Origin of the sequence: Paenarthrobacter sp. NPDC089322 (assembly GCF_040684895.1) — a bacterium.
Classification (GTDB): domain Bacteria; phylum Actinomycetota; class Actinomycetes; order Actinomycetales; family Micrococcaceae; genus Arthrobacter.
On sequence record NZ_JBFBGW010000003.1, the window covers coordinates 97,540 to 110,494 of the forward strand.

Consider the following 12,955-nt stretch of genomic DNA (forward strand, 5'->3'; position numbering starts at 1 on the left):
GCAGTGGCAATCTTTACGGACCCTATCAGGGAACACGCTGATTTCGGGCCGGGAGATGCCGAATGGCTGCACCTCCTGGTCGGCGACTGGCAAATGGTTGCCGACCTCGCATTCGCCGATCTTGCCTTGTGGTTTCCGCATCCGGAGCTGGGCTACATCGCCCTCGCCCACGTACGTCCGTCAACATCACACACGGTGTTTCACGCGGACTTCGTGGGCGAGGGGATCCGCTCAGATCTGCGGCCACTAGTGGAAAAGGCGTGGAACAGCCGTGCCATCGAGCGTTCCAGCGAAACGAGTTGGAGCAGCGAGATGGCGCTCCGCGTCGAAGCTGTTCCCATGGTGCGCAATGGTCGGACCCTCGCTGTGGTTACCTCGCATATGGACCTGTCCAGTTCCAGGATGCCGTCCCGGCTGGAACTGACCTACCGGCAATGTGCCTACGACCTCCTTCGGATGGGAACTTTGGGGCTGTGGCCCGACTTCGCTTCCCCGACGGGCTCGCGACGTGGCGCACCTCGCGTGGGTGATGGCCTTATCAGGCTGGATGCCGAGGGTGTGGTGCAGTACGCAAGCCCGAACGGGGTTTCGGCGTTCCGGCGTCTTGGCGAAGTCGAATCGCTGGAAGGCAGATCGTTGGCTGAGGTGACTGCCGGCCTGCTTAAGGATCGCCGCATGGTGGATGAGACCTTGCCGCTCGTGGTTACCGGACGCATGCCCTGGCGCAGTGAGATCGAATCCAGGGGTGTCAGTCTGTCCTTGCGGGCTATTCCCCTGAGGGATGAGCAGCACCGTTTCGGCGCCTTGGTCCTGTGCCGCGACGTCTCTGAACTCAGGCGGCGCGAGATGGAACTCGTGACCAAGGACGCAACCATCCGCGAGATTCACCACCGGGTCAAGAACAATCTGCAGACAGTGGCCGCCCTGCTCCGGATGCAGTCGCGCCGCATGGTGAGCGACGAAGCAAAGCAGGGCCTGGAGCAGGCCATGCGACGGGTTGCCACTATTGCGCTGGTTCATGAGACCTTGTCCCAGGGGCTGACACAGAGCGTCGATTTCGACGAACTCATCGGGCGCCAGTTCCGGTTGTCCGCGGAAGTCGCCTCGCCGTCACAGCACGTCAGAACAGAGCGTTCAGGCATGTTCGGTGAACTGCCAAGCGACTTTGCCACTCCTCTGGCCTTGGTCATCAACGAACTGGTCACCAACGCCGTGGAGCACGGTTTGGAGGGAAGGACAGGGACCGTGTGGTTGCTGGCAGATAGAGCATTGGGCGACGGGAATGACGAATTCCTGACTGTCACTATTGCGGACGACGGTGTCGGGCTTCCGGATGGCCAGTATACGGAGGGCTTGGGCCTGCAGATTGTGCGCACGCTCGTCACGAGTGAACTCGGGGGTTCCATACAGTGGCGGCCCCGTGACGGGGGTGGGACCGCTGTGGAGATCGTCCTGAACCTGGCGCGCGCCTAAGGTCAGCGGGATGATCCCAAGTGTCTGAAAAAGCGGAAGACCGCGGACCAATTGGTCCGCGGTCTTCCGCTTTGATGTTAGGAAGGCTCCTGCTGAGGAAGCTCCTGCTGAGGAAGCTCCTGCTTAGGAAGCGCGGCGTGCGCGTGCTGCGCGACGCTTGAGTGCTCGGCGCTCGTCTTCGCTCATGCCGCCCCACACGCCGGCATCCTGGCCGGATTCGAGTGCCCACTGGAGGCACGTATCCACGACGGGGCAGCGGCGGCAAACGCTCTTGGCTTCCTCAATCTGCAGAAGTGCTGGTCCCGTGTTGCCGACTGGGAAGAAGAGCTCCGGGTCCTTGTCGAGGCAGGCTGCGCGATTACGCCAATCCATGCTGATCAGTCACTCCATTCGTGAGAACTAGGTGGGCCTTTTGTGAAAACATTCACGAGAGGCTCCAAAGGAAAGGGGCCCGCATGGGCCCCCTTGGTCGTCTGAGTCAAGCGTTTCATGTTAACGCCTTGTAAACAAGGGGTATTAGTCCTCGAAATGCCCGGAATCCGTGAGCGATGCATCACATCAGCCGCCACTGCCCTCACTGCTAGATGACTATGTCCGGTAGTGTGCCAGTGTGTCAAGACCTCCTGTAAACCCTGCCCAACCCATCAGCAAACGGCCCCCCGGTATCGTGTTGATTTCAGTCGTTGTCCTCTTGGAGGCACTGGCGCTCCTTTGTGCTGCGGCTTGGTACGCGTACGAACTCGTGAGTGGAGCTCCCGTCCTCACCTTCTGGGGCGCCGTATTTACGCTGGGTCTCCTCTTGGTCTTCTCCGCCTGGCTGTTCGCAGTCGGCCATTTCCTGTTCCGCGGCTACAGGTGGACACGGGCGGCCGCGCTCGTCGCCCAGTTGTTCGTCATGACCATCGGGTTCCCCACGATGACCGGGGGTCTGGTCCTGCCCGGCCTGGCGATGATAATTCCCGCTGCCGCCGCGATCATCTTTCTCTTCAACAAAAGCGTCATCACATATGCCTCTCGTGTGGGCGGCGCCCAGGGTGCTCTTTAGTCCTGTGACATGACCGGGATGGTTCAGCGTCCGGACCTGTCCTCGGGAAATGCGGCACGGAAGGGAATTAGCGTGTTGCCGCAGACGAGGAACCCGCTTCCGGGAGCAGGGTTGACGTCCACCCGCACGCCCAGGATGTCTCCGTCCAGAGGGCTCCTGGGGGCGAGGACAAGGTCCGTGCCTGAAGCCTGGACTTCACGGGCAAGCGGCAACTGCTGGAGGAGGGCGTGGCCAGGAGTTGCGGTCATGATGATGCCCCGTACTTTCCCGACGAGATCTGCGAGCGCCCTCTGACCCTCGGTATCCAGGTAATCCGCGTCGTCTACCAAGAGGATGCTGTCCGGATTGAGGGTCCCTGCGGAGGCGGCCGCCGCGGCCTCCGCCCAGAATGCGCCGGGATTTGTCTCCCCACTGGGCAAAATCCAGGCAACGCCGGAGTTCATGGCTTGGAAGGTCGCCAGGAGTGAGCTCTTTCCTGATCGGTGACCGCCCAGGACAACGGTGACACCGCGCGGGCCGAAAGGGATACAGACTGGAGTTGCCTCATCGCCACCAACGCCGAACCAGAGCTTTCGATGTGCCGGCCCTGCTTGCGCGGAAACGCCGGCCGATATCCTGTCGCTGCATGGCGGGGAGTGCCCGGATACGTGCTCGGACATCGACCGTTCATGGGGAGCGGCAGCGAGCATGTCGCCAAGGTCGCCGTAGCTTAAACGCCGTGGAAGCGGTCTGACCCTGAACGGAGGCTCCGATGTAGGCGTGAGGGCGCCGAAGGGCCACTCGCCTGATTCCGGCGCCGCGCGAAATTGCGTGACCGCAGGCATGCCCTGAACGAAGCCGCCTTCCGCGAAGGCCCTTCCGGGCAGAGGCTCCATTCGGGGCAGCCTTGGCCAGCGGAAGCGGGACTCATCAGTAGATGCTGCCGGAAAGAACGCCCGGTTTGGTATCGAGGGAAAGAACCGCGAGCCCACAAGTTCGCGCTCTCCGGAGACTATGACCGTGATGCCCAGTTGCCTTCCGTCCCGGATGATGTCCTGGAAGAGTTCTTCCGCCCATGCAAAGCGACCGGAGCGCAGGGCAGCAGCCCATGAGCACCATCCGGCCACAATCAGGACCAGTTGCTGGTCGGTCGGCACACGTCCGCCTGCCACGCGTCGGCTGGTCATCTCTTCTGTGATGCGCTCGAGCACCCTCACGGCAAGGGCAAGTTGGTGCAGGCCGGCCATGGCGCCGTAGTGGCCCTGATGGGCTACTTCACCCAACGTCCCGGTTGCGTCCAAGATGTAAAGATGAGGTTTTGTTCCGTGTGTGGCGAGAAGTGCCGAGACAGCGCGGAAACACTCCGGCATGCCGCTTGAGCCACTGCCAATCATGGCAAGATGCCCATGTTGGGACGGTGACCACAGCAGGGATCCCAGGATTTGGTGTTCGGGCCTGTCGACTATTCCGATCGGGACGACGTCGTCTTGCCTGGCACGTGAATGAGGTTCCGGGGAGTCGTACGGCCCGCCCAGGGCCTCAAACTCATGCCATTCCAAGGATCCCGGGAGTGAGGGCGCTACAGGGCGCCGGGGCATGGGCCTGTCAAGGCAACGCCAAACGGTTTGGATAGCTGGCAGCAGATTGTCCATCGAGGTTCCGGCTGCGACCTCGACGGTGTCCCGTGCGGGTCCCGCTCCTTGGGGGCGCTGTAAAACATTCTGTATGGAGTCCACGACGCCAATGCCTGCAAAGGATTCGCCGGTGGTGACCTGTTGTGATGTGGTGCCGGCGGCTTTCGTCGATACGGAAGCGGTTTGAAATTCTTCCGGTTTGGCAGCGGCTTTGGCCAGGTATCCACGGCCAGGAACATCTACTCCAATCGATGACGCAATTTTCGAATTGATGATGTCCATCGACTCCGCATCCGACTGGACACGAAGTGCGATGCTCGCCGTAACGTTGGCGCGGATATCGGCAGTCAAGGCACCTTGTGGTCGTTGCGTCGCCATGACGAGATGCAGGCCGAGCGAGCGGCCAATGGCGGCAACGCGCATGAGCTCCCGGAGGGCGCCCGGAGCCTCGTCAACCAGCATGCGGAACTCATCGATGACGATAACCAAACGAGGGAGGACCTGCACGGCAGTTGAACGTTGGTAGGCGGGCAGATCGGACACACCGACCTCCGCAAACAGTTTCTCGCGGTACTGTATTTCGCTGCGTAAGGATGCCAGCGCCCGGTCAAGGTCGTGACTCCCCAGATCCGTCAGCATGCCGACACAGTGCGGCAGGCCTGCCAAGGGGCCCAGGCCCGAGCCGCCTTTGAAGTCAATGAACAGGAAGACCACGTGGTCCGGTGAATGATTCAGGGCCAAGGATGCCACCATTGTCCGCAGCAGCTCCGACTTACCGGACCCTGTGGTTCCGCCAACCAACAGGTGTGGACCATCTGCCTGGAAATCAAAGGTGATGGCTGCCGTGGCGTTTCTGCCCAGCACGGCCGTAGCCCCCACAGGCGGGACTTCGTTGGTGGCCCATCGGCGGAGGATGGCGCGGGGGCCGAAAGGAAGCAACTCGTCCAGGGAACAGTGCACAGGTAGCCCCGTGGGGGACGGTTCCGAGGCACACTTGTTCGCTGCTACCCTCCGGCAGAACTGATCGAAAACTAAATCCGGGACAAGATCCGGGACAAAGCGTTGCTGTCTGGCCGCTGACCGAAGGACACCAGACGTTCCTGATGGCTCCAGCTCAATGGCCGAAAGCGATTCTCCAGCACCGGGGGTGCCTTCGATGATTACTTGCCAGGAAGCGTCCAAGGCGACCTCGCGCAGGCTGCTTACGCTGTCAGGTCCACCCATTGGATCGTCGAGGACGATGAGCCATCCCTTGGACCGTCCTGCCAGCTGTTTCAGCATAGACAACGCCGGCTTGACGCTTGTCGCCAAGGTGACGTTGGACAGAAACCTGGCGCTGAGGGGCAAACGGCCGACGCTTCCCAGGATGAGGACGGGCATAGAGGACGCATCGGGGAAGCAGGCCAGTTGCATCACAATGAATCGGAGCATTCCGTCGACGTCTTGACGTCGGCCGTGAAGGTGCACGGTCGGGGTCAGCGGACCAACAGTTAAAGGGACGACTCCAACGGACGGCGGCACATGGCCGGCGTCGTCCGGTACCAAGCGGATGTTCGCAGGTGACGACGCTGTACCTACCCGAACCCATGTCCCTGCTTGGCCCTCCCTGGTGTCGGCCTGGCTGACGAGGGACTCCGGCCCCGCGGGCATCAGCGACCCGGCAGGTCCACCCGAGCCGTGTTTCGCCGTCGAAACACTGAGGAGGATTTCCGCCGCTGACGGCGAACAGCGAGCTCTCCGTTCGGTGTCGTCGCTGGTCGCCTTGGCCACGGCAATTTTGAATTCAAGACGTCTTTTCCTCCCGGCAAGCAAAGGAATAAGCAGGCTTACCGCGGAGACAGCGGTGAAGCCCAGAAACATCCACATGCCTGTGATGAGGGCCAGCCCAACTCCTGCCAATAGGGGCAAAACGGCTCCGGTGACCATGGCCATACGATTTCCGGAAAGCACGGGCCGGTGGACTTCGATCGGTTCTTCAACCGAGCGGCCTGCACGTGCCCCAATGACCGGCGTTGGACTGTTTGGACTGAGGATCGTAAAGGTAGTGTTGCCGCAGCGAATCACCGAGGACGAGGTCACGGTTCTCTCGCGTACGGGGTCGCCATCGACCCACACCGGGTTCCGGCTGTCCGTCTCGTCCTTGATGCTCAGGGCGGTGCCGGATACTTCCAGCAAAGCATGGTTGCGGGACATTCCGGGGTCGGGAACGGAGACCTCGACTGCGCCCCGGCCTATTCGATACCGGCCACGGCCGAGGTGAAAAGCAGAACCGGCTGCCGGGCCTGTGTGGACCAACAACACTAAAGGTGCGCGCAGCTCTGGCTTTTCGCGAGGACCGGCTTGCCCGTCGAGCAACACGGCTCCGTCAAGCAACACGGCTCCGTTGACCAGGGGAGGACAGCCAACCGTCAGGCTCGAAAGGTCGTGGCCTGCGACGGACAGCGGGCCGATGCTGCGGGCGTCTTGCAGCAGGCGCTGCAACTCGGCCCCTGGAGTTCCTCCCACTACGGCGATGCTCAACTCCTCGGGTGCCGCACGGTGAGCTGCCGCCGGACCGCGCACCAAGGTGCACTCGAAGGTCATAGCCGTTCCTCTCTCGCTGTTCAAGGCGTCCAGGACCGACGCTATGGAATCGAGGGGCAGTTGGCAGCCTATGAAAGCTGCTATGTGGACAACTTGCAGGCAAAGACGTGCCCGGCAGCGCTTGACGCGAGGCCATTGGGTCTCGGCTAAGATGAAACTCGTTGTCGCGTGTGCTCAATGAGGAAGGACCTTCACCGGTGATAGTGGTTGCAGAGAGCGCCGATGTTTCAGACGAGGCGCAGATTGGTGATGGATCCAAGATCTGGCACCTTGCCCAAGTCCGTGAGAAGGCCGAGTTGGGCGTAAATTGCATTGTTGGACGCGGCGCTTACATCGGCACCGGCGTCAAAATGGGGGACAACTGCAAGGTACAGAATTATGCCCTTGTCTATGAACCCGCCGAGCTGGAAGCCGGAGTCTTCATTGGGCCGGCAGTTGTCCTAACCAATGACACCTATCCACGCGCAGTGGGCCCCGACGGAAGCTTGAAGAGCGCCCACGATTGGGAGCCGGTGGGCGTCACTATCCGTGAGGGTGCTTCAATCGGTGCTCGAGCAGTTTGTGTCGCTCCTGTGACCATCGGACGGTGGGCTACGGTTGCGGCCGGAGCCGTCGTGGCAAAAGATGTCCCTGACTTTGCCCTCATGGTAGGCGTGCCGGCCAAACGGCACGGATGGGTTGGCAAGGCTGGATTTCCCCTCCAGCGCAATGGTGAGAACTGGGTTTGCCCGGAAACCGGTGCCACCTATGTTGAACAGAACGAAACCCTTCGAGAGGTAGAGGCATGAGCCCCGAATTCATTCCCCCCGCCAAGCCCATCATCGGTGATGACGAGCGTAAGGCAGTAGAGGCCGTCCTGGCTTCGGGCCAGCTTGCCCAGGGCTCGGAGGTCGCATCCTTCGAGCAGGAGTTCTCCCAGGTGCTCCTCGACGGCCGGGCCGCGGTCGCCGTCAACTCCGGTACTTCCGGCCTTCATCTTGGCTTGCTGGCAGCCGGCATAGGCGCCGGCGACGAAGTCATCGTTCCTTCGTTCACTTTTGCTGCCACGGCAAACTCCGTTGCCCTGACCGGGGCCACTCCCGTCTTCGCCGACGTAGACCCGGACCACTACACACTCGACCCTGCCTCCGTCGAGTCGAAGATCACGGATCGCACGGCAGCCATTATGCCTGTCCACCTGTACGGGCACCCTTTCAATGTCGACGCCATCGGAGCGCTGGCTGAAAAGCACGGCGTGAAGGTATTCGAAGACGCCGCCCAGGCGCATGGTGCTGCTGTCAACGGCCGGAAAGTCGGGACGTTTGGTGACTTCGCCATGTTCAGCCTGTATCCCACGAAGAACATGACGTCCGGCGAGGGCGGCATGGTCAGCACAGGCCTGGCGGATGTTGAACGCCGTCTGCGTCTTTTGCGCAATCAAGGCATGGAGCGGCAGTACGAAAACGAGCTGGTCGGTTTCAACGCCCGCATGACGAACATCCATGCTGCCATCGGCCGCGTCCAGTTGACGAAGGTCGAGGGCTGGACCAAGACCCGCCAGGAAAACGCAGCGTTCTTCGACGCAAACATCGAGGGCGTTGTAACCCCGAAGGTCGCCGAGGGCTATGAGCACGTCTATCACCAGTACACCATCCGCATCGCCGAGGACCGGGATGGATTTGCCAAGGCATTGCGCGAGGAATACAACGTCGGCTGTGGCGTGTACTACCCCATCCCGAACCACCGGCTTGCTCCCTTCCAGACCTCTGACGACCTGCCCGTCACCGAAGAGGCTGCAGCCAGTGTGCTTTCCCTTCCGGTTCACCCCTCGCTTAGCCAGGACGACCTCGACCGGATTGTCTCGGCGGTCAATGCGGTAGCAAAGGCAGGTAGCTAGTGGCGAATCTTCGCGCAGGCCTTATCGGACTGGGCATGATGGGGCGCCATCATGCCCGCGTTATCCGTGAACTCGAAGGCGTTGACCTGGTTGCTGTTGCGGATTCCTTTGGAGATCCGCACAACGTAGCCGATGGCCTGACCGTCTACAACACGGTTGAGGAGCTGATTGCCCAAGGCATCGACATGGCCGTGGCAGCCGTGCCCACCATCCTGCACGAGGAAGTGGCATTGCAGCTCGCCGAGGCCGGCATCCATTGCCTCGTTGAAAAGCCGATCGCCAATGACTCCGAGTCCGGCCGGCGCATTGCGCAGGCCTTCGAATCCAAAGGCCTTGTTGGGGCTGTTGGGCACATCGAGCGCTTCAACCCTTCGCTGCAGAGCCTTCGGGACCGCCTTGAGAATGGCGACCTCGGCGATGTCTACCAGATCAGCACGAGGCGGCAGGGACCTTTCCCTGCGCGCATCGCGGACGTTGGGGTGGTCAAGGACCTCGCAACGCACGACATCGACCTCACTGCATGGCTCGCGCAAAGCAACTTCGTCAACGTGGTGGCGCACACCACTTCCCGCAGCGGCCGTGAGCACGAGGACATGGTTACCGCGATCGGCCACTTGAAGAGTGGTGTCGTCACCAACCACATCGTGAACTGGTTGTCGCCAATGAAGGAACGCACAACGGTGGTTCTGGGTGAGAGGGGTGCCTTCATCGCGGATACGATCTCGGCCGACCTGACCTTCGTCGAAAACGGAACCTTCCAGACCGACTGGGATTCCATCGCTGCGTTCCGGGGCGTGTCCGAGGGGTCCTCGACGCGCTTCGCCTTAGCCAAGCGTGAACCCCTGAAGATGGAACACGAGGCATTCCGCGATGCCGTTCTGGGCAAGTCGATGAACATTGTCACCATGGCAGAGGGCCTGGAGACATTGCGGGTTGCAGAGGCTGTGTTGAATTCCGCCACGTCGGGTTCCGTCATCACTCTCTGAACCGCCAACTCGAGCAAGTTTGAGGGGGAGGCTGGCGATGTGCCAGCCTCCCTTCGCTGTTTTTCCAGGGCCCGTCGTCCTTGCCCCGGTGCGCCCCGGATACGGGGAACCCGCGTCTCGTCGGGTAGCCTTGACCAGTAGACGTGGGCACTTCTGTGCCCGCACGCCAATACACAGGAGAGTTTGTGAACGCTGATCTCGTCGTCGTCGGCTCGGGTTTCTTTGGCCTGACCATTGCAGAACGCGCCGCTACCGAGTTGGGGCTGAAGGTCGCGGTTCTTGATCGCCGCCACCATATTGGAGGAAACGCCTACAGCGAGAATGAAGAGAAGACCGGAATCGAGGTGCACCGCTACGGAGCGCACCTCTTCCACACATCGAATGAACGCGTTTGGGACTATGTGAACAAGTTCACGCAGTTCACCAACTACCAGCACAAGGTCTACACCAGCCATAAGGGCGAGGTGTACCCGATGCCCATCAACCTGGGCACCATCAACCAGTTCTTCCGTTCAGCGATGAGCCCGTCGGAAGCCCGTGCGCTGATCGCGGAGCAGGCTGGCGAATTGGCCGGCACGGATCCACAAAACCTGAACGACAAGGGCATCCAGCTGATCGGCCGCCCGCTTTACGAAGCTTTCATCAAGCACTACACCGGAAAGCAGTGGCAGACCGATCCCAAGGATCTGCCCGCCGAGATCATCTCCAGGCTCCCTGTCCGCTACAACTACGACAACCGCTATTTCAACGACACCTACGAAGGTCTCCCGGTTGACGGCTACACCGCCTGGATCGAGCGGATGGCGGACCACCCCAATATCGAGGTCATCCTCAACACGGACTTCTTCGAAGACGGTGAATTCGGCCGGTCTTCCGTCCTGGGCCAGGTGCCTGTTATTTATACGGGTCCTGTTGACCGTTACTTTGACTACGCCGAAGGCGACCTTTCGTGGCGCACCATCGACCTCGAAGAAGAAGTTCTGCCGATCGAAGACTTCCAGGGTTGCGCTGTCATGAACTACCCCGACGCCGATGCCGCCTTCACGCGCATCCACGAGTTCCGCCACTTCCATCCTGAGCGGGACTACACGAAGGACGCGACCGTCATCATGCGTGAATTCTCGCGCTTCGCGGAGAAGGGCGACGAGCCGTACTACCCCGTGAACACTGCGGACGACCGCACCAAATTGCTGGCGTACCGCGACCTCGCCCGCGGCGAGAAGTCGGTCTTGTTCGGCGGCCGCCTGGGAACCTACAAGTACTTGGACATGCACATGGCCATTGGTTCGGCCCTGTCCATGTTCGACAACAAGATCAAGCCGCACTTCTCGGGCGGCGCAAAGCTGGAGAGCGGTGGAGTGGACGCATGACCGCCACGACGAATCAAAGCCAGGAGACTGTCATGACGGCCACAACAGCCGCAGAAACACCAGCATCCACGAAAGACGACCTGCGGATTGTTCAGCGGGTGGTCTTCCCGGCGAACAGGGACCTCGACACCCTCCCGCTGTACGTGGACCCTGACACCAACAAAGTCCGGAAGCAGGACGATAACGGCGGCACGGTGGTCCAGGCCGTAGGCATGGCCAGGAAGCTGCACCCCGAGGACATCCTGGACCGTGGATCAGTCCAGGTCCGCCGCGGCGAACGGCTCTCCTTCGGTTCCTACTTCAACGCATTCCCTGCCAGCTATTGGCGTAAGTGGACGATTGCCACCAAGACGGTCCTTCACATCGAGACCGAGGGTGAAGGAACGGTCATCGTCTACAGGTCGAATGCCCGCGGTGCTGCGCAACGCGTTGATTCGATCCTGGTTGAAGGCAGCGCATCCAACGACTTTGAGCTCACGCTCGCACCGTTCGGCGACGGCGGCTGGTATTGGTTTGACTTGATTGCCGGCGGCGACGGAATGACCCTGCGGAGCGCCCACTGGGCTGTTCCCGATGAAGGCCGCCCCCAGGGCAAGGTGACGCTCGGCGTCACCACCTTCAACCGTGCCGACTACTGCCTTGAGACCATCAAGTCGATCGACGCCGATTCCGGTCTCCGCGAGATCCTCGCGGAACTGATCATTGTGGACCAAGGCAATAAGAAGGTGGCGGACGAGGAAGGCTTCGACGACGTCGCGGCTTCCATGGGGGAACAGCTCCGCATTATCAACCAAGGTAACCTCGGTGGCTCCGGCGGCTTCGCCAGGAACATGTACGAGATGGTGGTCACCGACAAGAGCGACTACGTCATGCTGCTCGATGACGACATCGAGTTGGAGACCGAAGGCGTCCTGCGGGCTGTGGCCTTCGCTGATCTCTGCCGCAAACCCACCATCGTGGGCGGGCATATGTTCGACATGTACAACAAGTCAGTCCTGCATGCCTATGCCGAGGTTGTGAACTTCTACCGCTTCCTGTGGGGACCGGTTGAAGGCCTGGGCAATCACGACTTCTCCGCCGAAGGCCTCCGCTCCACGCCGCAGTTGCACCGTCGTTGGGATGCCGATTACAACGGCTGGTGGATGTGCCTCATTCCGAAAACTGTGGTGGAAACCATTGGCTTGTCGTTGCCGGTCTTCATCAAGTGGGATGACGCCGAATACTCACTTCGCGGACGGGCCAATGGCTTCCCGACCGTGACTCTTCCCGGCGCTGCTGTATGGCACGTCTCCTGGGCCGACAAGGACGACTCCGTCGACTGGCAGGCGTACTACCATGAGCGCAACAGGCTCATCGCTACGCTCCTGCATTCGCCCTTCCCCAAGGGTGGCCGTATCTTCCGGGAGAGCCTGAACACGGACATCAAGCATCTCGTCTCCATGCAGTACTACCCGGAGCAGGCCCGCATCATGGCACTCCGGGACGTCCTTGAAGGTCCGGGCAAGCTTCACGAACAACTTCCGACCACCATGCCGAAGCTTCGAGCCATGCGTGACGAATTCGTTGATTCGCAGGTTAAGACGGATCCCGGGGCCTTTCCTGAGGTCTTCCGGAAACGTCCACCGAAGAAGCCCCAGACATACAAGCAACCAGGTGCCCTGGGTCTCCTTCCCTGGGCGGTGAAGACCGTCCTCAAGCAGACGCTGGCTCCCGTTCGGGACACCGCCAAATCCAACCCTGAAGCTCATGTTGCCCATCAGGACGGCAAATGGTGGAGTCTTGCCCACCTCGACAGTGCTGTTGTGTCCAACGCTGACGGCACTGGTGCCTCCTGGTACCAGCGCGACCCGAAGCTGGCACGCAGGCTTTTGGCCGAAACCGCCCAGCTCCACGCGCAGCTTTTCTCCAATTGGGAGACTCTTCGTGCCGAGTACCGTGCAGCGCTTCCCGACATTACGTCCATGGAGTCGTGGCAGGCAACGTTCGACGCTTCGGAGCCCCAAAAGTAG

At 61.1% G+C, this 12,955-nt stretch carries 9 protein-coding genes; 7 read left to right on the plus strand and 2 right to left on the minus strand.

What is annotated here, in order from left to right:
- Window positions 1-3 precede the first annotated feature (3 nt).
- Entirely contained in the window at window positions 4-1,473 is a 1,470-nt protein-coding gene (locus AB0N65_RS04440; protein WP_364158240.1) for a histidine kinase N-terminal domain-containing protein, read from the plus strand.
- Window positions 1,474-1,596: 123 nt separating this feature from the next.
- Here the strand turns inward: AB0N65_RS04440 and AB0N65_RS04445 are convergent, their stop codons facing one another.
- The gene (locus AB0N65_RS04445; protein ID WP_003804966.1) at window positions 1,597-1,845 is read right to left on the minus strand and encodes a WhiB family transcriptional regulator; all 249 of its coding nucleotides are present in this window, start codon (window positions 1,843-1,845) and stop codon (window positions 1,597-1,599) included.
- A gap of 271 nt (window positions 1,846-2,116) precedes the next feature.
- On the opposite strand from AB0N65_RS04445, the gene AB0N65_RS04450 reads away from it, so the two are divergent.
- Entirely contained in the window at window positions 2,117-2,518 is a 402-nt protein-coding gene (locus tag AB0N65_RS04450) for a hypothetical protein (protein WP_364158838.1), read from the plus strand.
- Between the two features lie 23 nt (window positions 2,519-2,541).
- Here the strand turns inward: AB0N65_RS04450 and AB0N65_RS04455 are convergent, their stop codons facing one another.
- On the minus strand, window positions 2,542-6,714 hold the full coding sequence (locus tag AB0N65_RS04455) for an FtsK/SpoIIIE domain-containing protein (RefSeq protein ID WP_364158243.1): 4,173 nt from the start codon (window positions 6,712-6,714) through the stop codon (window positions 2,542-2,544).
- Between the two features lie 197 nt (window positions 6,715-6,911).
- Here AB0N65_RS04455 and AB0N65_RS04460 point away from each other — a divergent pair, with 197 nt between their 5' ends.
- The 5 genes from AB0N65_RS04460 to AB0N65_RS04480 all read left to right on the plus strand — a co-directional run bounded on the left by AB0N65_RS04460 (window position 6,912) and on the right by AB0N65_RS04480 (window position 12,955).
- Window positions 6,912-7,502, plus strand: coding sequence for an acyltransferase (locus tag AB0N65_RS04460; protein WP_364158246.1), 591 nt, complete (start codon window positions 6,912-6,914; stop codon window positions 7,500-7,502).
- Window positions 7,499-8,590 carry a DegT/DnrJ/EryC1/StrS family aminotransferase gene (locus tag AB0N65_RS04465; RefSeq protein WP_364158249.1) on the plus strand — a complete coding sequence of 364 codons (1,092 nt, stop codon included), beginning with the start codon at window positions 7,499-7,501 and terminating at the stop codon, window positions 8,588-8,590. The genes AB0N65_RS04460 and AB0N65_RS04465 overlap by 4 nt, the downstream gene beginning before the upstream one ends.
- Entirely contained in the window at window positions 8,590-9,576 is a 987-nt protein-coding gene (locus AB0N65_RS04470) for a Gfo/Idh/MocA family oxidoreductase (protein WP_364158251.1), read from the plus strand. Before AB0N65_RS04465 ends, AB0N65_RS04470 begins: the two co-directional genes overlap by 1 nt.
- Window positions 9,577-9,761: 185 nt before the next feature.
- Window positions 9,762-10,946, plus strand: coding sequence for a UDP-galactopyranose mutase (glf, locus tag AB0N65_RS04475; RefSeq protein WP_364158253.1), 1,185 nt, complete (start codon window positions 9,762-9,764; stop codon window positions 10,944-10,946).
- Window positions 10,943-12,955, plus strand: coding sequence for a glycosyltransferase (locus AB0N65_RS04480; protein ID WP_364158255.1), 2,013 nt, complete (start codon window positions 10,943-10,945; stop codon window positions 12,953-12,955). The genes glf and AB0N65_RS04480 overlap by 4 nt, the downstream gene beginning before the upstream one ends.